This is a genomic window from Cohnella herbarum, assembly GCF_012849095.1.
Classification (GTDB): Bacteria; Bacillota; Bacilli; order Paenibacillales; family Paenibacillaceae; genus Cohnella; species Cohnella herbarum.
Genome location: NZ_CP051680.1, coordinates 2,026,108 through 2,046,937, shown reverse-complemented (window position 1 = coordinate 2,046,937; position 20,830 = coordinate 2,026,108). Strand labels below are relative to the sequence as shown.

Below are 20,830 nucleotides of genomic sequence, written 5' to 3'. Positions count from 1 at the left end.
TTACTCTGAGTGAGCCGGATAGTGGTGATAGCCGGTGGAGGGACTGGTAATTATGTGGATTACCCTGAGCGAGCGGGATGGCTGGTATAGCAGTTTGAATAATATGGAACGACGGGGAGTTACGAGTATTACACTGAGCGAGTGGGATAGCGGTCATAGCTGGCGGGAAGTGGACTGAAGTCTTGAACGATCCTGAGCGTAGGGAATAACGGGGATAAAGGGGATAACGGGTATAACGGGTATTGCGGGTATTGCGGTAGGTTAGAAGGAAGTCAGTTGATTTGATGGAAAGTTGAAGGGATTACCCTGAGCGAACGGGATAATGAGAATAGGCGAAAGAGCGAGGCCGGTAGCAGGATTAGGTCGGCACGCCGGACTGGGCGTATGCATACGATGTGCTATGCAAGAAATGCCGAGAGGAGGGGGCTGCGATACTTACGGGAGTTCAAATCGTTCTCGCGGGTGGAGATGCCCGGCAGTTGGAAGTGATTCGGCGGTTGACGGAGTTGGATGCCGCGGTTACGATAACGGGCTTTGACAGGTTGGATACTCCCTTTAGCGGGGTCGTTAAAGCGGAGTGGTCTCCTGATATTTTAAAGCAGGCTGACGTGTTGATATTGCCGGCGGTAGGTACGGATGACGAAGGTGTCATTCCAACGTTGTTCAGCGATCAAGAGTTGAGGCTAACGGATGCTCATCTCGCCGCTATCCCGAAAGCGAGCAAGGTGATTACGGGTATGGCAAAGCCATATCTTAAGAAGCTGTGCGAGAAAAATCATTTGGAAATCGTAGAATTGTTCGAGAGGGACGACGTGGCCATATACAACTCGATTCCGACGGCGGAAGGCGCGTTGATGATGGCTATTCAGAATACCGATATAACGATCCACGGGTCGAATTGCATCGTGCTCGGACTCGGAAGAACGGGGTTTACGATGGCGAGAACGTTGCAGGCTATCGGAGCTAACGTGAAGGTTGGAGTAAGGAGGGATGAGGCTTTCGCCCGTGCTTTCGAGATGGGTTTCGAGCCTTTCTATATGCCTGATTTAGCGCGTCAGGCGGGGAATATCGACTTGATTTTTAACACAATTCCGACTATGATAGTCACAGCACAAGTGATCGCACAACTTCCCCTGCGCGCATGTATTATCGACTTGGCATCTAAGCCCGGCGGCACTGATTTCCGCTTCGCGGAGAAGCGAGGAATCAAGGCTTTGCTTGCTCCCGGACTGCCTGGGATCGTGGCTCCGAAGACGGCCGGTCGAATCATCGCGAACAGTCTAACCCAGATCATTCTGGAAGACGACCGATTACGGGGGAATAGACCATGAACTGGCAGGGAATTACCGTAGGGTACGCATTATCGGGTTCTCATTGTACGTTAGAAGAGATTATGCCGCAAATACAGCGGTTCGTGGATGCGGGAGCTAACGTGATCCCGATCGTTTCGTCAACGATCATGACTACGGATACCCGATTCGGCACTTCGAATCATTGGCAAGAAAGTTTGCGCGCAATAACCGGAAACGAAATCATATCCTCTATAGTAGACGCAGAGCCGCTAGGACCTTCCAAGCTATTGGACGTCTTGACGATTGCGCCTTGTACCGGCAATACCACCAGTAAGTTGGCAAATGCCATGACCGACGGTCCCGTGCTTATGGCGGCGAAAGCGCAAATGAGAAATCAACGGCCGCTAGTGCTCGCCATATCGACGAACGACGGGTTAGGCTTGAATGCCGCGAATATCGCTAAGCTCCTTATTATGAAAAACATTTATTTTGTGCCGTTCGGGCAAGACAATCCGATTGCCAAACCGAATTCGCTCGTGGCTAGAATGGATCTCGTAATGGAAACTTGCGAAGCGGCGTTACAAGGAAAACAATTGCAACCTTTGCTTATTGAGCGGTTCCTACACGCTTGAGATAGACTTGTCAGCAGGAACGAGGTATTCGTAGGAAGTACTGCGGCACCTCTATAATCCTCGCGAGTTGAATTTAAAGATCGTTTCCGAAAGCTTGCTTAAGGGCCCAGCAGGGAATGCGGTGCAATCGCCGGGGTTATAGCGATTCCGCAAGAGCGGAGGAAAACGAGATGGACCTGATCGTACAAAAATTCGGAGGGACGTCGCTGTCCGACGAACAAAGTCGGCGGCACGTCCTCCGTCATATCATTCGGGAACGCGAGGCGGGAAACGGCTTAGTCGTCGTCGTATCGGCAATGGGAAGAAGCGGAGAGCCCTATGCAACGGATTCTCTTCTTAATCTCGTTCTTCGAAACGGCAACGCGCTTCCTGCGAGAGAGCGGGATTTACTGTTATCTTGCGGCGAATTAATATCGGCTTCCGTCCTTTGCAGTCTTTTGAACGCCGAAGGCATTCCTTCCGTTGCCTTGACGGGAGGACAGGCAGGTATTATGACGGACGACCGATTCGGTTCCGCCCGAATTGCGGATATCAAGACAGAACGGGTACACAAACATCTGTCGGAAGGTCTTGTCGTTGTCGTCACGGGTTTTCAAGGGATGACTTCCGAAGGCGAGATCACGACATTAGGCCGCGGCGGCAGCGATACATCGGCGACGGCTCTCGGCGCAGCCTTGAGCGCAAAAGTTGTCGATATTTATACCGACGTTGATGGAATTCTGACCGCCGACCCGCGTTGGGTAAGCAATGCTCGCCCGTTGCCCGCCGTCAGCTATGAAGAAATATGCAATATGGCCCAGAACGGGGCAAAGGTCATCCATCCGCGAGCGGTCGAAATCGCCATGAAAGCGGGAATTCCGGTTCGCGTTCGTTCCACGTTCTCGGACGGGGAAGGAACGCTGGTTACGAATGCGGAGGCCTTGCGTAAACAAGGAATCTGGTTCGATAAGACAGTTACCGGACTTGCTCATGTTCATCAAGTTACGCAGATAGGCGTTATTAATAATAACGGTCCGGCCGACGTGCAGTTAAGGGTGTTTCGCGCGATGGCGTCCCATGGCATCAGCGTTGATTTTATTAACGTTATGCCTTCAGGCGTGCATTATACGGTATCGGATCATGATACGCCGAATGCGATTGGATTATTAGAGGGTTTAGGATTCAAGCCGCAAATTCGCCGGGCATGCGCGAAAGTCGCCGTCATCGGCGGAGGAATGAACGGGGAACCCGGCGTCATGGCGGTCATCGTGGAAGCGTTGACGAATTCGGGAATCCCGATTCTGCAATCCGCGGATTCCAATACGACCATATGGGTGCTTATATCCGAAGAAGATTTGGCGAAAGCGTTGCAGGCATTGCATACAGCTTTCGGGTTACATCTTGCTTAGGGAATTTAGAGGAGGACATTGTAATGAGTTTCGGTCGTCTGATTACAGCAATGGTAACGCCTTTTGACGCGCAACTGAAAATCGATTGGGAAGTTACGGGGCGTTTGATCGATTATTTAATCGAGGAGCAAAAATCCGACAGCCTGGTCGTCTCCGGAACGACGGGAGAATCCCCGACGTTATCCGACGAGGAGAAGGTCGACTTATTCCGTTTTGCGGTTAAACATGCGGCAGGAAGATGTAAAATCATTGCCGGAACCGGCAGCAACGAAACCGCTCATTCCGTCGAATTGACCAAAAAAGCCGAACAAGTAGGCGTGGACGGAATTTTGTTAGTGGCTCCTTACTACAATAGGCCTACGCAAGAAGGGATTTATCAGCATTTCCGTACGATCGCGCAAGCGACTTCCCTACCCGTCATCTTATATAATGTACCATCGCGTACGGTCGTTAGCGTCTCAACGGAAACAACGTTGCGGTTAGCTCAAATTCCGAATATCGTGGCGACTAAAGAATGCGCTTCTTTAGGTCAAATGACGGAAATCATTAGCGGCGCTCCCGAAGGCTTTGTTTTATATAGCGGCGATGACGCGGTTACCCTACCGACATTGTCAGTCGGCGGTCATGGTATCATCAGCGTGGCTAGCCATATCATCGGCGCCAAAATGAAGCAACTGATCGAAGCTTATCTAGACGGTCGCGTTCATGATGCGAAAGCAATCAACGAAGAGTGTTACCCGTTCTTCAACGGACTGTTCAATTGTCCGCATCCCGTGCCGAATCCGGTTGCCGTGAAATACGCGCTTGAATTGCGCGGATTGCCGGTAGGCGGAGTACGTCTTCCTCTAGTGAACGCGAACGAGGCGGAAGCGGAATTCTTGCAAAAATTGATTAAGGTCTAAATAGGAGTTTGTCGGTCGCCAGCAGCTGATTATGCGCAAACCGATGTCCTCCGGGCATCGGTTTTTTGAGCGATCAGATGAGCAGGAGTACAAAAGATACTTAGGTTCATCTGATCGTTCGATACATAGGAATGTCGTTATCTTGGGGCTGCGAATCCGTTTAACTTGACAGGGAAAGATAATATCGTCGATCTTGTATTTCCTGAATTGCTTCATGTATAATGATTGAGAGTGATTGGGTGCGGCTAATATTTTAGCAAATTGAAAATTTCATATCGATCGGGTGCGTCGAATGGATCTAGGAGGTACTAGGAGTGTCAAAGAAAAACAGCCAAGATAAATTACTGATTTTCGCGCTCGGTGGCGTTGGCGAAATCGGCAAAAACATGTATTGCATCCAGTATGGAAACGACATCGTGGTCGTAGATGCTGGGTTGAAATTCCCGGAAGAAGAGATGCTCGGAATCGACGTCGTTATCCCGGATATTTCCTATTTGTTGGAAAATCGCGAGAAAGTGAAAGCAATTCTGCTTACGCATGGTCATGAGGATCATATCGGCGGGCTACCTTACGTCTTGAAACAGTTTAATATTCCGATTTACGGAACGAAACTGACGTTAGGCTTGGTAGAAAACAAGTTAAAAGAAGCGGGTCTTCTCGGAGATACGAAACGGCATTTGATCAACGAGGATTCGGAGCTGACGTTCGGTACGATTAAAGCGACCTTTTTCCGTACGAACCACAGTATTCCTGACTCCGTTGGCGTTTGCTTGGAAACACCGGAAGGTAACGTCGTGCACACGGGCGACTTCAAGTTCGACCATACGCCGGTTAACGATCAGTTTGCCGACTTGCAAAGAATGGCGGAGATCGGAAGCCGCGGAGTACTCGCTTTGCTATCCGACAGCACGAACGCGGAGCGCGCGGGTTATACGCCTTCGGAAAGCAACATCGGAAGAGAGTTCGAATCTATTTTCCGCAGCGCGAAGCAACGCGTCGTTGTGGCAACGTTCGCTTCCAACGTTCACCGGATCCAACAGGTTATTAACGCGGCAGCGGAAACGCGCCGCAAAATGACGGTCATCGGCAGAAGTATGGTCAACATCGTAAGCATCGCTTCCGAACTCGGCTATTTGAACATTCCGGAAGGCATGCTCATCGAGCCGGAAGAAGTGAACAAGCTCCCTGCGGATCGCGTAGTTATCCTCTCGACCGGAAGCCAAGGAGAGCCTATGTCGGCGCTAACGCGGATGGCTCGTTCCACGCATCGGAAAGTCGATATTTTACCGGGCGATACGGTTATTATCTCGGCAACGCCGATTCCAGGCAACGAACGTTACGTCGGCAGAACGGTCGATGAGTTAATGCGCTTGGGTGCAAGCGTTATCTACGGCCCGGGTTCCGTATCCGGGGTGCACGTTTCCGGTCACGGAAGCCAAGAAGAGCTTAAATTGATGCTTAACTTGATGCGCCCGGAATACTTCATTCCGATTCACGGAGAATACCGTATGCTTCGTCATCACGGTTTGCTCGGCGAATCCGTAGGTATTCCTAAAGAGAACATCTTCCTGCTCGACAACGGAGATACGGTCGAGATTCAGAATGGCGCCGCGCGCAAAGCCGGCAAAATTCCTGCAGGCAACGTATTGATCGACGGACTTGGCGTTGGCGATGTCGGAAATATCGTTCTTCGCGATCGCAAGCTGTTGTCGCAAGACGGTATACTCGTTGTCGTCGTCACGCTCAGCAAGCAGGACGGAACGATAATGTCGGGTCCCGACATTATCTCCCGCGGTTTCGTGTACGTTCGCGAATCCGAAGGGTTATTGGAAGAAGCGAACCGCATCGTGACCAACACTTTGCATAAGCTGATGAACGAGAACGTGAACGAATGGGCTTCGCTCAAGACGAATGTCAAAGACGCGCTCGGACGTTTCCTATACGAACAAACAAGAAGAAGACCGATGATCTTGCCGATCATTATGGAAGTGTAGAAAGACTTACCCACACTCATCTAAAACCGTTTTCCGTCGCTAATGCGTCTGGAAGACGGTTTTTTTTACATAAAACGCTCATACTAGGTCGAGTCGTACATCTATTAGGAGGCCTAATCAGTGAGCGAGAAAACGAAACCCGGGGAGACGGCAGAACAGCCGGCCCCATCCGAAGAAGGACGCAAGGCAGCCGCCGTTACGGAATCGATCGTACAATTAGGGCAAACCTCCATCCCTTCCGGGGAGAGCAATATTTTCTGCATGACGATCATCGGGCAGATCGAAGGTCATCTCATGCTGCCGCCTCAGAATAAAACGACCAAATACGAGCATGTCATTCCTCAATTGATCGCCGCCGAGCAGAATGCCAAGGTGGAAGGGCTTCTGATCGTGCTGAACACCGTCGGCGGAGACGTGGAAGCCGGTCTTGCGATCGCCGAGATGATTGCTTCCCTTACGAAGCCTACGGTTACGATCGTCCTTGGCGGCGGCCATTCGATCGGCGTACCGATCGCGGTGTCTGCGAATTATTCTTTTATCGTAGAAACGGCCACAATGACGATCCATCCGATTCGAATGAACGGACTAGTGATCGGAGTACCGCAAACTTTCGATTATTTGGAGAAAATGCAAGAAAGGGTTACCCGTTTCGTCACTCGTCACTCTCGGATTACGGAGGAGCTATTCAAGCAGCTTATGTTTAAGACCGGCGAGCTGACTAGGGACATCGGTACGACGGTGATCGGCGGAGATGCGGTTAAACACGGGCTTATCGATGCGGTAGGCGGGCTGGGGGATGCGCTTAAGGAATTGAATCTACGGATTAGCAATCGAAAAAAAAACGAGGCGGAAGAGGCGACTAACCGATGACCCTATATACGATATTGCCCCTGGAACTCGTTCTGGACGGGATACAGAACGATCCGCCTCCATACGTGGAGGCGACCGTCCAAGGCGTGACGATGCAACTGCTTCCGCTTGCGCCGGGCATTGGGAAGATCGTGAGATTGCTGTCCGCCCCGTTGGATTATTATCTGTTAGCGGAGTATGCCCCAGGCCAAACGGTCTGTTATCATCCTACCTTAGAACCACGCCCCGCTCCCGAGCTTCCCGACTTTGGAATGTAACGCCCGATAGTCTGCCAACCGCCCCTCAATTGTGATATAATGTTGAACCGGGAGGTGGCAAATTTGGCCAAACGCAAGAAGAAGCGGGCTTCGTTCGGAGCAAGCTTAAAATACGAAGTATACGGTATTCTCCTGATTACGATTTCAGTCATTGCCATCTCCGGAGAAGCCGCGGTCGGACGCTCGCTTTCCAAGCTGTTCGGCTTTCTGTTAGGGAAGCATTACTACTTGTTGGCTTTAGCCGGCATTTGGGTCGGATTGCACGTCATGATTAAACGCAACTGGCCCCGCGGATGGACTTCTCGACGTTCGGGCTACGTTCTGGTCTCTTTGATCGCGACGTTATGGAGCGCGATGGCTGCTATCGACAATAGCCTTGGTCTTATGGATTCGGTAACCCCATCGAGCATCGTCAACCAGACGATGGCGCAATTAAGGGAAATGCTCTGGCAAGCGCCTTCCGCGGATAATATCAAGGTATTTAATGCCGATGTCGGCGGAGGAATCGTGGGCGCTGTTCAATACTCCATGCTGTATTGGCTCTTCGGCTATTACGGAGCCAAATTCGTGCTCATGATCGAGATCGCGATAGCGATCATGTTGATTACCAATCGATCATACGTCGAGATCGGACGTTCTCTTCGGACATTCCTGTTAAGAGTAATGCCGTTGTTAGCGGCTCGGTTCTCTTCCGGCCGGAAGCTTCTGTCGGCTCGGGTCGTGCCTGTTGCCGGAACGGGACGGGGAGGAAGGGCGAACCGGCCGGTTGCCCAGGCGGAAATTCCGACAATGCCCGAGGACGATGGCATGGAGGAGCCCGCGTTGATCCCGCGGCCGAGGAAAACTCCGCTGTTCTTCCAATTGTTCCATGGGAAGCCGGAACGCGATCCCTATGCTCCGCAGGAAGAACATTGGGAAGAAGATGAGCCGATTAAATTTACCGGCAAGTCGTCTTCGACGTCTCCGCAAGCTCAGTCTCCCATTTCTGAAACTCCGATCACACAATCGGCTCAGAGAGAATTCGGACTTCGGTCGCAACGGCATGTGCCGGAAGTTCCGGATGACGAATCCGAGGAGGATATTCCGATAGCTCCTCGTTTTACGGACTTTACGGCTCAAGGGTATCCCGATTACGAATGGGATGACGAAGCCGAGATGGAGCAGCAGACGATGCCGTTAGCCGTAGAAGCCACGAATGCGATTACGTCTTCCGCCGTCGTGACGGAAGATCCGGAAGAAGCGACGGATATCGAACTGGATTTACTACCCGATGCGGACTCCCCGCCTGAAGCTTCTCCCGCTCCGCCTAAGCCGGTTAAGAAAATCCAGAAGCCTTATCGGTTGCCTAGCGCTAATCTGCTGGATAAGCCGTCCGGCGGAGGCAAATCGGGCAATCCGGCCGATTATATGAATATCGCGCGCAAGCTGGAAGCTACGCTTGAAAGCTTCGGCGTAAGGGCTAAGGTGCTGGACGTAGCCCGCGGCCCTGCGGTTACACGATACGAACTTCAGCCGGACGTTGGAGTCAAGGTTAGCCGGATCGTTAGCTTAACGGACGATATCGCTTTGGCGCTCGCGGCGAAAGACATTCGGATGGAAGCTCCAATTCCGGGTAAGGCGGCTATCGGGATCGAGGTTCCGAACAATGAAGTGAGCGTGGTTACGTTACGCGAAGTATTGGAGACTCAACCGTTCCAGGAATCGCAAGCAAAGCTGACGATTGCTTTCGGCCGGGATATTTCGGGGCAACCGATCGTAGGCAATCTCGCTAGAATGCCGCATTTGCTCGTCGCGGGAGCCACGGGATCGGGAAAATCGGTTTGTATTAACGGGATTATTACGAGTTTGTTATATAAGGCCAAGCCCGACGAAGTGAAGTTCCTAATGATCGATCCGAAGATGGTTGAGCTAAACGTGTATAACGGGATTCCCCATCTGCTAGCTCCTGTCGTAACCGATCCTAAACGGGCTTCGCTAGCTCTCAAGAAAATCGTCGTGGAAATGGAAAAGAGATACGAAAAGTTCTCGAAGTCGGGAACGAGGAATATCGAAGGATATAATGCGCTAATGCTCAGCGGAGACAATCCCGATGCGGTTCTGCCTTATATCGTAGTCATCGTGGACGAGCTCGCGGACTTGATGATGGTTGCCGCGGGAGACGTGGAAGACGCGATCTGCCGATTGGCGCAGATGGCTCGCGCCTCCGGCATCCACTTGATCATCGCGACGCAACGTCCGTCCGTAGACGTCATTACAGGCGTCATCAAAGCAAATATTCCAAGCCGGATCGCGTTCGGGGTATCTTCCCAAGTGGATTCGCGGACGATATTGGATATGGTCGGCGCCGAGAAACTTCTCGGCCGAGGCGATATGCTATTCCTGCCGATGGGAGCATCCAAGCCGATCCGCGTCCAAGGAGCGTTCTTGTCCGACGGAGAAGTGGAAGCCGTCGTCGGATACTGCCGCGGACAGGCGGAGGCCGAATACAATGAGGATCTCGTACCGGAAATCGACGATACGGCTAGCGACGAAGTAGCAGAGTTTTTGGACGAATTGTTCGATCAAGCGGTGCAGATCGTACTGGAAGCTAAACAGGCTTCCGTCTCGCTGCTCCAGCGGCGCATGCGCGTGGGTTACACGCGCGCTGCCAGACTGATCGACTCCATGGAAGCCAAAGGCATCGTAGGCCCTTACGAGGGCAGCAAGCCCCGCGAGGTGCTGATGACGATGGAGCAATACCAGCATCGGATTCCTTCTTAAAACAAGCTGCCCATGATTACAATTCAAAGCCCGCAACCCGATTTGGGGAGCGGGCTTTGGCATGCGTGCAGAAAGGATACAATTTTGGGTATAAGAGCCTTTCCCCTTTCTCATACTAACGGTCGAAGGCCAACATGGAAAAGGAAAGGCGTGACCTTGAGTGAGTTATCGTCTAGTGATCTTGACAGTATGCGTCGTATTCGGCTTGCTTGGGCTTTATACGATACAGCACTCCACCCAAAGCCGGGAAACGTTCAGCAACGCGATTCTCAAAGAAGGCTCTTCAGGCAAGGACATTTACGAGCTGCAGGGGCGCCTGAAGGCTCTGGGGTATTTCAACGGCAAAGTCGACGGCCAGTTCGGCGCGAGCACGAAAAACGCCGTTACCTGGTTCCAATGGAAATTCGGCATGAAATCGGACGGCGTCGTCGGCGCCAAGACGAAGCTGAAGCTTTGGACGGCGACGAAAGATTGGAAACCGACTGCCGCCGATTTGCCTCAAACGGGAAACGGCGGAGGCGAAGCCTCGAAAGCTCCCGCTTCCGGCGGTGGAGAGAGCAGTAAGCTTCCGGCATCGAACAATCTCGGATTCACCGAGAAGGATTTGAAAATGATGGCGAACGCGGTGTACGGGGAATCTCGCGGCGAGCCCTACGAGGGTCAGGTTGCCGTTGCCGCGGTTATTATCAACCGGGTGAAATCGTCGCAATTTCCGAATACGGCGACGGGCGTTATTTTCCAACCGGGGGCGTTCACGGCCGTCGCCGACGGGCAGATTTGGTTGACGCCTAACGCTCAAGCGGTCAAAGCCGTCAAAGACGCCGTTAGCGGCTGGGATCCTAGCGACGGATGCTTATATTACTTCAATCCGGAGACGGCGACTTCCAAATGGATATGGACCCGACCGCAGTATAAGACGATCGGCAGGCATATTTTCTGCAGATAGTCGCTTCTCGGAAACACGGTAGCGCAGATAATTATCGCGTTTGATCTTCACGATTGCCCTTGCAACCAACTTGCGCGCCTAAGGCGTTGCGGTTGGTTGTGTTGTTTATGGACTAGCCGCGTTTCCAACATTTGCTTCCTGTTCGTCCAATCGGTTAGAATGGGGCTGAAATGTCACGATGGACGCTTGAACAAGCGATTTTACTTAAAGGAGTCTGAGAAGATGTCGGAACAGTTCCAGAGAGGCGTATGGGGGCGGCTGCGGCTGCACGTGCTGCCGACGAAACGGTTCAAAACCTTCGCCATATCTTTGTTCGCGGGAGTCCCGTTGTCCGAGGATAGAGTGACGCCGGTTGCCTTAACTCCGTTCGTTCTCAGAAGAGGCACGAAATCCTATCCCGAGACGATAGCTTTCCGCGAACGGTTGGATGATCTATACGGCGCGGGATTCGGTTTTGATTTGTATAAGCGGGGCGATCATCAGATCGTTCAATTCAGGTTGGATATTATCAATGACCGCTTCGTGTCGTCTACGGAGTCGTTACTCGGGGAAGCTTTGTCTTTCCTAGGAGAGGTATTGACCGCTCCGGCTTTGGACGGCGGAGTTTTCCGCAGCAAATTCGTGGAAGCGGAGAAATCGACGGTCAGCAAAAGAATCGAAGCGATCATTAACGATAAGATTCGTTACGCCGCCGAGCGATGCGTGGAAGAGATGTGCAAAGATGAGCCGTTCAAGTTGCTCGCGCTCGGCCGCAAAGAACAGTTGGCGGATATCAATGCCGAAACGCTGTACCAAGCCTACCGGCAATGGTTGCAGGAGGCATCCTTCGACTTGTACGTCTCCGGCGATACGACGCTTGCCGACGTGCAAGCGTTGGTCGAGAAGTCGTTCAGCCTTCCGGAGGGGCAGCCGTCCAACTATTCGAAGCCAATGCTAAGATCGGCCCGAGCGGAAGTTCAGACGATCGTCGAGAAGCTCGATGTCGGTCAAGGCAAGCTGAACATGGGGTTGCGAGTCGGCGCGACATATGGGAGCAAGGATTATGCTTCCTTGCTCGTATACAACGGGCTGCTGGGAGGTTTTCCGCATTCCAAGCTGTTCGTAAACGTTCGCGAGAAGGCGAGTTTGGCTTATTACGCATCGTCTCGCTTGGATGGCCATAAAGGTATTCTTACTTTGCAATCGGGCGTAGAAGTCGCGAATTACGAGCGGGCCGTAAAGATCATTCGAGAGCAGATTGAGGCGATGAAAGCCGGAGATTTCGCCTTGGAGGACTTGCGCAGGACGCAGGCGATGATCGTCGGGCAGCTAAGGGAATTGCAGGATTCGGCGTTCGAGCGTATCGCGTTCGACTTCAGCAACGTATTGTCCGGCGTAGAACGAACCGGGGAGAGCTTTATCGCCGAAATCCAAGCGGTAACGCCGGAGATGGTAACGGCCGTCGCCCAGAACGTTGCATTGGATACGATCTACTTCTTGCGCGATCGGAAAGAGGAGGGCTGAGCATGACGGCTAAAGCATATCCGCAGCTACAGGAAGCGTTATGGTACGAGAAGCTGGATAACGGCTTGGAGGTATTCATCCTCCCGAAGCCGGGATTTACGAAAACGTATGCGACGTTCACGACGCGTTACGGTTCCATCGATAATCATTTCACGCCTCCCGGAGGAGAAACGATCAAAGTGCCGGACGGGATCGCGCATTTTCTCGAGCATAAGATGTTCGAGGAACCGGAAGGGGATATTTTCTCCAAATTCGCTTCCCAGGGCGCTTCGGCGAATGCTTACACGAGCTTCGACAGAACGGTGTATCTGTTCACGGCGACCGGCGAGGTAGAAGCGAACCTGGATACGTTGCTTCATTTCGTGCAAAATCCGTATTTTACGGACGAGAACGTGGAGAAGGAAAAAGGGATTATCGTTCAGGAAATCGATATGTACAGAGATAATCCCGACTGGCGCGTCTATTTCGGACTCATCGAGGCGATGTACCGGAATCATCCGGTGCACATCGATATCGCGGGTACGGCGGAATCCGTTCGTTCCATCACGAAGGAAATGCTCTACGACTGCTACAATACGTTCTACCATCCGACCAACATGACCTTTTTCGTCGTGGGTGGCGTAGATCCGCAGGAAACGATGGATCGCATCAAACGGGATCAAGCGAACAAAACTTTCGCCCCGGGCGGTGAAATCAAGCGCTTGTTTGAAGATGAGCCCGGTCAGGTTAAGGAAAAGAAGAGGGAGCTACAGCTCCCCGTATCCTTGCCGAAATGTTTGTTCGGGTTTAAGGAACATCCGGGCGACGAGCAAGATGCCGTCCGGCGCGAGCTCGCCAGCAAGTTGATGTTGGAAGCGTTGCTTGGCTCCAGTTCGGCGCTATATCAGCAACTGTACGACGACAATCTGATCTCGGACGGTTTCGGCCATGAATATAATACGGGTCCCGGTTATTCTTTCTCGATCATCGGCGGCGAAACGAGAGACCCGGACGAACTGGTCGAAAGGGTAAGCCAAGCACTGTACGAAGCCGCGAAAAACGGAATTCCGGCGGAAATCTTCGAGCGGACGCGCCGGAAGAAAATCGGGGCTTATCTGAGGATGCTGAACAGTCCGGAATCGATCGCAAGCGAGTTTACTCGTTACCGTCATAAAGGCGGAGATTTGTTTAACTTGGTGGAAATTTACGAAAGTTTAACCGTGGACGAGATCAACGAGCGGATCAAGGAACACGCTCAACCGGACCATCGGGCCGTATCGGTCGTGCGGAGCGGGACGGCTTGAAGCGCGTAGCGTTAGTGACGGGCGCATCCCGCGGCATCGGTGCCGCGGTTGCCCGTCAGCTGGCATCGGATGGCGCCGATGTCGCCCTCCAGTATTATGCGGCGGAAGATGCGGCGGAAGGTGTGGCGAGCGACTGCAGGAGCTTCGGCGTGCAGGCAATCGCTTTGCAGGCCGATCTTCGGTCGAAAGCCTCCGCCTGGGAGCTGAAAGCTCGGATGGATCGGCTTCAGTGGTCGCCGGACATTGTCGTGCATTGCGCGGGAATGGCTCACTACGGCTTGCTCGAAGATACGGACGAGCAGTTGTGGGATGACTTGATGAACGTGAATCTGAAGGGCGCTTATTACTTGACCCAATGGTTCGGACCTGCGATGAGATGGAAGAGGTGGGGACGTTTCGTGCACCTGTCCAGCATCTGGGGAGTTGTCGGGGCCGCCGGAGAGGCTGCCTACTCCGCTTCGAAAGGCGGTCTTAACGCATTCACGAAGTCCGTAGCCAAGGAAATGGCTTCTTCGGGAATTACGGTTAACGCCGTTTGCCCCGGAGCGGTGGCCACGGATATGCTGTCCGCTCTCGATGCGGCGGATCGAGAGCAGTTATGCCATGACATTCCGCTGGGACGGCTTGGTCATCCGGAAGAAGTTGCGTGGCTCGTCAGCTTCCTCGTCTCCGAGGAAGCCGGCTATATTACGGGTCAAACGATCGGATTGAACGGCGGCTGGCAGATGTAGGATTTTCACTAACGGATTCGCATACTTAACGGCTTAGACGGACATATTAGCATTGAGTCTTTAATCCCAATGATATTTAGGAGGTTGCTTAATGTCGTCCGTACTCAGCAATTTCGATAATTGGAAGAAGTTTTTGGGAGATCGCGTGGAAGCGGCTAAGAAGCTCGGTATCGACGAAGATGCTATTTCCAAGCTCGCGTATGAGATCGGGTCATTTCTGGATCAGAAAGTCGATCCTAAGAACAATGAGGAACGTGTCCTCAAGGAACTGTGGGATGTCGGAGATGAAGCCGACCGTAAGACAATGGCGCGTTTGATGGTCAAATTGGCGGATAGCAACACTTAATGAGAGAAAAATAGCAAGGGAGAGCCTCCGGTTGGAGGCTTTCTGCACATCATCGCGAATAAATAATAGGACTTTTGGAGTAATAATCGGTTTTATTTTGCAGGATAATGATGAGCGTTGTAGAATAAAAGAAAGTGCCGGAAAAAATGTCTTAACCCCATGGCATTTATTAATCCTAATTATTTTCCGTAATTTGAATGAGGTGCAAGATGGAACCCAAACAATGGTACATGGAGTATAAGATCCACAAAAATCGCCCCGGATTGTTAGGCGATATCGCTTCATTGCTTGGGATGCTGGAAGTTAACATTCTAACGATCAACGGAGTGGAAGATAGAACCCGGGGAATGCTGCTGCAAACCGACGACGAAGAGAAAATCGAGTTGCTTGGCAAAATGCTCCGGAAGGTCGAGAATATCACGGTGAATACGCTTCGTCCGCCGCGACTGACGGATATCTTGGCAGTGCGGCACGGACGTTATATCGAGCGGGATTCCGACGATCGGAAAACATTCCGGTTTACCAGGGACGAGCTAGGTCTTCTGGTCGATTTTCTCGGCGAACTGTTCAAGCGAGACGGGAACCAAACGATCGGACTTCGCGGTATGCCGAGAGTAGGAAAAACGGAATCCATAATTGCCGGAAGCGTGTGTTCGAATAAACGCTGGGCTTTCGTATCTTCCACGCTGCTTCGCCAGACCGTAAGAAGCCAATTGTCGGAAGAAGAAATGAATCCGAATAACGTCTTCATCATCGACGGGATCGTCAGCACGATCCGTTCGAACGAGAAACATTACGCCTTGCTTCAAGAAATTATGGCCATGCCATCTACCAAAGTGATCGAACATCCGGATATTTTCGTGCGGGAATCTCAATTCGATTATGATGTTTTCGACTGTATCGTTGAATTGCGCAATACGCCAGACGAAGAAATTTCTTATGAAAGCTTCACGACGGCAGGTTATACCGAAGAATTTTAACTACATACCGCCAACACCATGAACACGAGGAGGTGAAAGGCATGTCCGATTTGGGCGCCCTGCTTCGCAAAGCGCGGGAGCAGCGGGGATATACGCTTGATGACATCCAAGAATATACGAAAATTCGCAAAAGATATTTGGACGCGATCGAGACCGGCGATTATAAAGTATTGCCTGGATCGTTTTACGTACGGGCGTTCGTGAAAACCTATGCTGAAACCGTAGGCTTGGATGCCGAAGAAGTGCTGAGACTGTACCATAAAGAATTGCCTCAGGCGCCCGCTACGGAAACGGTCACCGTCGAGCCGCGGATTAAAGCGAGCAGAAGAAGCGTTCAGCACAATGATCGCTGGGGCAAAGTAGCCGTTTCGCTTCTGATGTGGGCATTCCCCATCCTGATCGTTGCCGTTATTTATATTTACTGGACCAACAACAAGGAACCGGATACGCAGGAGCTCAATTCCAATCCTCCGATCTCTACGGAAACTTCGCCGCCTAGCTCTTCCGCTAGCATTACGCCTTCGATTCCGCCGTCTGAAACTGTTACGCCGACTCCTCCGGCTAGCGCGGTTACGCTGACGTTCAAGGAAAAGCGGGGAAGCACAAACTATTACGAAGTTTCGCCGGGTACCGGAAAGCAGCTTAAGCTTGATATTACAGGTGACGTTTGGATTGAAGTTCGAGAGAACAACCGAAGTGGCAAGAAGTTGTTTTCGAAGAGCGTAACGGAACATAAGCCCATATCTTTCGATTTGACGACTCCGCTATACGTAAACATTGGTCGAACCGATTTCGTTGCGTTCTACGTAGATGATGTGACTTTCGACGACGGCAATGCTGCGGGCTCTACGAAATATTTATTTACCCCCGTGTCCGATCCTGTTCAGGGGCAGTAAGCAGATGCTAAGCAACAATTGTGATCGGGAATGACTTTTCGGCCCTCATCCGAGGGCTTTTTGTTTTAATCCTACCGTGCTCTCGTGCTATAATATGAACATAAATGGGTATAGATGAAAGGAAGAGGATCGTTGTGGCATCGGAATATTCGTTTGACGTCGTATCGAAAGTGGACATGCAGGAAGTGAATAACGCGGTTCAGCAAGCGATGAAGGAGATTGAAACGCGATTCGACTTCAAAGGCAGTAAAAGCAACATCTCGCTGGAAGGCGAGCAGCTTGTCGTCGCGTCGGACAGCGACTTCAAACTGAAGAGCGTCGTCGATATTTTGCAATCGAAGCTCATTAAACGGGGAGTTCCGATTTTGAATTTGGATTACGGGAAGATCGAGCCGGCCTCTGGCGGCACGGTTCGTCAAGAAATCAAGTTGAAGCAGGGGGTCGACCAGGAGCAAGCGAAGAAAATGAACATTCTGATCCGCGATTCCAAGTTGAAAGTAAAAAGCCAAATTCAGGGGGATCAGTTACGGATTACGGGCAAGAGCAAAGACGATCTGCAGGCCGTCATGACGCTCTTAAAGGGAGCGGGGTTGCCGCTTGAACTTCAATTTATCAACTATCGCTAAAGATCGGAACCTTAGAACGATCGGTTTTGACACGTATAGGGGGTTCGTTTATACTGTTGTGGATAACTACGGACGAACGTTTGGGGGAAGACATCCATGATAGAGAGAGTCAGCGTCGTCACGCTTGGCTGCGAGAAAAATTTAGTCGATTCCGAGATTATGTCGGGGCTTATTCATCAAAGAGGGTTTTCCTTGGTCGAGAAGCCGGAGGACGCGACTGTAATCATCGTGAACACATGCGGTTTTATCGATGCGGCGAAGGAAGAATCGGTTAACACGATCTTGAATTTGGCAGAGCTTAAGGATACCGCGCGTTTAAAGGCGTTAATCGTATCCGGTTGCTTGACCCAACGGTATAAAAAAGAATTGATGGACGAGATGCCGGAGATCGACGGGATCGTCGGCACGGGAGATTTTCATCGAATCAACGATATTATCGACGAGGCGCTACGCGGACGCAAACCGGTCTATGTAGGGAACCCCGTATTTAATTATGAAGAGAATCTGCCACGGTTGCTTACGACTCCTCGTCATACGGCCTACGTGAAAATCGCGGAAGGATGCGACAATGCCTGTACGTTCTGCAGTATTCCGATCATGCGGGGAAAATTCCGCAGCCGTTCGGTAGAGTCGATTCTGGCCGAGGTGAAATTGCTGGCCGATCAAGGCGTTAAGGAAGTCAGCTTGATCGCGCAGGATTCTACGAATTACGGAACCGATTTATATGATGGATTCAAGCTTCCGGAATTGCTGAACCGCGTAAGCGAAGTGCCTGGAATCGAATGGGTGCGCCTGCACTATGCTTATCCGGGGTTCTTCACGGACGAGCTGATCGAGGCGATCGCGACCAATCCTAAGATTTGCAACTATATCGATATGCCTTTGCAACATAGCGAGGATTCTATCTTAAAGAGAATGCGCCGTCCCGGGCGTCAACGCGACGTTCGCGAGCTTGTAGGCAAAATCCGGTCGCGTATTCCCGAAGTGGCGCTTCGCACATCGATGATCGTCGGTTTCCCGGGAGAGACGGAAGAAGATTTCGAGAGATTGTGCGAGTTCGTTCGCGAGATGAAGTTCGACCGCTTAGGCGTGTTCGCGTATTCGCAAGAGGAAGATACTCCGGCGAATCGCTTGCCGAACCAACTGTCGGATGAAGTGAAGCAGTTCCGTCAGAACACGTTGATGGAGATACAGCGCGAAGTGGCGAAAGATAATGCCGCGAAATACGTCGGGCGTACGATCGAAGTGCTGGTCGAACGTTATGACGGCCGCAGCGACGTATACATTGGCCGCAGTCAATATGATGCCCCAGAGGTGGACGGAGAAGTGTATATTTCGAATTGTCCGGTGCAAATCGGCCAAATGAGCAAAGTTAGAATTACTCATGCTTACGAGTATGATTTGTCAGGGGAGGGAATCGCGTGAACCTCGCCAATCGGATCACGCTTGTTAGAATCTTTCTAGTGCCGATCGTGACGATTTTCCTATTGGTCCGAGTGGATCTTGGTTCGCTTACAATCGGTGAATATTCCATTTCCTATAATCAAGTGTTTGCGCTGCTGCTCTTTATTATCGCGGCAAGCACGGACGGGTTAGACGGGTATATCGCGCGCAAAAGAAAGATCGTAACGAACCTTGGGAAGCTGCTTGATCCGCTTGCGGACAAGCTTCTCATGGCTGCCGTGCTCATTGCGTTGGTCGAAATGGGTAAACTAGGCGCGTGGGTAGCGATCATAATTATTAGTCGCGAATGGGCGGTTACCGGCTTAAGACAAGTCGCTCTGTTGGAAGGCGCGGTGCTTGCCGCGAGTAAATGGGGCAAGTGGAAAACGGCCGTTCAAATCACGATGATTATCGTACTGCTGTTGAACAATTTTCCGTTTAACTTCATCGACCTTCGCATCGATCTTGTCGTTGTCTGGGCGGCCGTATTGATTACCGTCTACTCGGGCGTTGACTATTTCGTGAAAAACAAAAATTTAATTCCGGTTTCTAACTAAGCGGTCTTGCGTCGCTATAGTACATATGGACATATCGAGGTGCGATTAAGAGCATGAGAGCAGAAATCATAGCTGTCGGCACGGAACTGCTCCTTGGTCAGATCGTAAACACTAACGCCCAGTATCTGTCGCGCGGTTTGGCAGAACTGGGCATTGATGTTTATTATCAGACTGTCGTGGGCGATAACAAAGAAAGATTGATTCAAGCTATCGATATCGCCAGGGAGAGGGCGGATTTGCTCGTGTTTACGGGCGGATTGGGGCCTACTCTCGATGATCTGACGAGGGATGCGCTTGCCGAATACTTAGGGCGGGGCATCGAACTGCACGAGCCTTCGATGGCCAAGATCGTGAGCATGTTCTCCGCGCGCGGCGGTTCGTTCGTCGAAAGCAACCGCAAACAAGCTCTGCTGGTGGAAGGGGCTACCCCTTTGCGGAACGATACCGGCCTTGCCGTCGGTAACGCTCTGAACGTGGATGGGACCTGTTATTTGTTATTGCCGGGGCCGCCTCGCGAAATGAAGCCGATGTTCGACAACGATGCATCCGCCTGGTTGAAAGAGCAGTTAGGACCGGCTAAGACGCTTCATTCGGCGATGCTCAAGTTTGCCGGAATCGGGGAGTCCGGGCTGGAGGATTTATTGATCGACCTTATTCGCGAACAGCAGGATCCGACGATTGCTCCTTATGCCAAGGAGGGAGAGGTTGCGATCCGCGTTTCCACGAAAGCCGCTGATGCGGAAGAAGCGGCACGGAAGCTTGCGGGGACTTTGACGGAGATTCGCGGCAGAACATCGTCGTATTTGTTCGCCGAGGAGGACGTGCCTATCGAAGCGACGATCGTGCGGACGTTGACGGAGCAGCAACGGACATTGACGCTGGCGGAGAGCTGCACGGGGGGCATGGTATCCGAGCTGATTACGACGATACCGGGAAGCGCGGTCGTGTTTCTCGGAGGCATCGTTACCTATAGCAACGGGATGAAAATGAAGCAATTGGGCGTTCCGGCAGAGTTGCTCGAAGGGCCGGGCGCTCCCGGTGCGATCAGCGCGGAGACGGCTGTGGCGATGGCTGAAGGCATGCGGGCTTCGGCCGATTCCGACTTCGCGTTGTCCATTACGGGCAATGCGGGGCCAGCGGCTGCGGAAGATAAGCCTGTCGGTCTCGTCTATATTGGCCTAGCCGAACGCGGCCGCGAAACTCGGGTAGAGCAGTTGCAGCTTTCCGGCGATCGGGAAGGAATTCGTTTGCGGGCGGCTAAACGCTCTTTGTACCTGTTGTGGCAGTCTTTGACGGGTCGGTGCTGATAGCGCTCGGAGCTGGGCAGGCGGGTAGTTGGTTTTTGCCATTATCCCGTTGGCTCAGGTGCTGCGGGGCAGTGGGAGTTGGTATAGCCATTATCCCGCTTGCTCAGGCGGTTTGGA

20 protein-coding genes are annotated in these 20,830 nt (G+C 52.0%); all 20 read left to right on the top strand.

Annotated elements, in window-relative coordinates:
* Positions 1-52 precede the first annotated feature (52 nt).
* The 20 genes from HH215_RS36700 to HH215_RS09055 all read left to right on the top strand — a co-directional run bounded on the left by HH215_RS36700 (position 53) and on the right by HH215_RS09055 (position 20,713).
* Positions 53-178, top strand: coding sequence for a hypothetical protein (locus HH215_RS36700; protein ID WP_256376714.1), 126 nt, complete (start codon positions 53-55; stop codon positions 176-178).
* A gap of 253 nt (positions 179-431) precedes the next feature.
* Positions 432-1,331, top strand: a complete 900-nt coding sequence (gene dpsA, locus HH215_RS09145; RefSeq protein ID WP_169284304.1) for a dipicolinate synthase subunit DpsA — start codon at positions 432-434, stop codon at positions 1,329-1,331.
* On the top strand, positions 1,328-1,924 hold the full coding sequence (locus HH215_RS09140) for a dipicolinate synthase subunit B (RefSeq protein WP_169279619.1): 597 nt from the start codon (positions 1,328-1,330) through the stop codon (positions 1,922-1,924). The genes dpsA and HH215_RS09140 overlap by 4 nt, the downstream gene beginning before the upstream one ends.
* Before the next feature lie 170 nt (positions 1,925-2,094).
* Entirely contained in the window at positions 2,095-3,312 is a 1,218-nt protein-coding gene (gene dapG / locus HH215_RS09135; protein WP_169279618.1) for an aspartate kinase, read from the top strand.
* Positions 3,313-3,335: 23 nt separating this feature from the next.
* Positions 3,336-4,214 carry a 4-hydroxy-tetrahydrodipicolinate synthase gene (gene dapA / locus HH215_RS09130; protein WP_169279617.1) on the top strand — a complete coding sequence of 293 codons (879 nt, stop codon included), beginning with the start codon at positions 3,336-3,338 and terminating at the stop codon, positions 4,212-4,214.
* Between the two features lie 314 nt (positions 4,215-4,528).
* Entirely contained in the window at positions 4,529-6,208 is a 1,680-nt protein-coding gene (locus HH215_RS09125; RefSeq protein WP_169279616.1) for a ribonuclease J, read from the top strand.
* Between the two features lie 120 nt (positions 6,209-6,328).
* On the top strand, positions 6,329-7,078 hold the full coding sequence (locus HH215_RS09120) for a ClpP family protease (protein ID WP_169279615.1): 750 nt from the start codon (positions 6,329-6,331) through the stop codon (positions 7,076-7,078).
* A complete protein-coding gene (locus HH215_RS09115; RefSeq protein ID WP_169279614.1) occupies positions 7,075-7,335 on the top strand; it encodes a YlzJ-like family protein in 261 nt (86 codons plus the stop codon). The genes HH215_RS09120 and HH215_RS09115 overlap by 4 nt, the downstream gene beginning before the upstream one ends.
* 63 nt (positions 7,336-7,398) lie before the next feature.
* Complete coding sequence (locus HH215_RS09110; RefSeq protein ID WP_445662478.1) at positions 7,399-10,095, top strand: FtsK/SpoIIIE family DNA translocase; 2,697 nt, start codon at positions 7,399-7,401, stop codon at positions 10,093-10,095.
* 160 nt (positions 10,096-10,255) lie between these two features.
* Positions 10,256-11,041 carry a spore cortex-lytic enzyme gene (sleB, locus tag HH215_RS09105; protein WP_169279612.1) on the top strand — a complete coding sequence of 262 codons (786 nt, stop codon included), beginning with the start codon at positions 10,256-10,258 and terminating at the stop codon, positions 11,039-11,041.
* Between the two features lie 222 nt (positions 11,042-11,263).
* Positions 11,264-12,544, top strand: a complete 1,281-nt coding sequence (yfmF, locus tag HH215_RS09100; protein WP_169279611.1) for an EF-P 5-aminopentanol modification-associated protein YfmF — start codon at positions 11,264-11,266, stop codon at positions 12,542-12,544.
* A gap of 2 nt (positions 12,545-12,546) precedes the next feature.
* Positions 12,547-13,827 (top strand): EF-P 5-aminopentanol modification-associated protein YfmH, encoded by a 1,281-nt coding sequence (gene yfmH / locus HH215_RS09095; protein WP_169279610.1) that lies wholly within the window; start codon positions 12,547-12,549, stop codon positions 13,825-13,827.
* Positions 13,824-14,558 (top strand): elongation factor P 5-aminopentanone reductase, encoded by a 735-nt coding sequence (gene ymfI / locus HH215_RS09090; protein ID WP_169279609.1) that lies wholly within the window; start codon positions 13,824-13,826, stop codon positions 14,556-14,558. Before yfmH ends, ymfI begins: the two co-directional genes overlap by 4 nt.
* 91 nt (positions 14,559-14,649) lie before the next feature.
* Positions 14,650-14,904, top strand: coding sequence for a DUF3243 domain-containing protein (locus tag HH215_RS09085; RefSeq protein ID WP_169279608.1), 255 nt, complete (start codon positions 14,650-14,652; stop codon positions 14,902-14,904).
* Between the two features lie 209 nt (positions 14,905-15,113).
* A complete protein-coding gene (locus HH215_RS09080) occupies positions 15,114-15,884 on the top strand; it encodes a DUF3388 domain-containing protein (protein WP_169279607.1) in 771 nt (256 codons plus the stop codon).
* Between the two features lie 41 nt (positions 15,885-15,925).
* On the top strand, positions 15,926-16,780 hold the full coding sequence (locus HH215_RS09075) for a RodZ domain-containing protein (protein ID WP_169279606.1): 855 nt from the start codon (positions 15,926-15,928) through the stop codon (positions 16,778-16,780).
* A gap of 134 nt (positions 16,781-16,914) precedes the next feature.
* Positions 16,915-17,406, top strand: a complete 492-nt coding sequence (locus HH215_RS09070; protein ID WP_169279605.1) for a YajQ family cyclic di-GMP-binding protein — start codon at positions 16,915-16,917, stop codon at positions 17,404-17,406.
* Positions 17,407-17,502: 96 nt separating this feature from the next.
* Positions 17,503-18,831, top strand: a complete 1,329-nt coding sequence (gene rimO / locus HH215_RS09065) for a 30S ribosomal protein S12 methylthiotransferase RimO (protein WP_169279604.1) — start codon at positions 17,503-17,505, stop codon at positions 18,829-18,831.
* Positions 18,828-19,406, top strand: a complete 579-nt coding sequence (gene pgsA, locus HH215_RS09060; protein WP_169279603.1) for a CDP-diacylglycerol--glycerol-3-phosphate 3-phosphatidyltransferase — start codon at positions 18,828-18,830, stop codon at positions 19,404-19,406. The genes rimO and pgsA overlap by 4 nt, the downstream gene beginning before the upstream one ends.
* Before the next feature lie 53 nt (positions 19,407-19,459).
* The gene (locus tag HH215_RS09055; RefSeq protein ID WP_169279602.1) at positions 19,460-20,713 is read left to right on the top strand and encodes a competence/damage-inducible protein A; all 1,254 of its coding nucleotides are present in this window, start codon (positions 19,460-19,462) and stop codon (positions 20,711-20,713) included.
* Positions 20,714-20,830 lie beyond the last annotated feature (117 nt).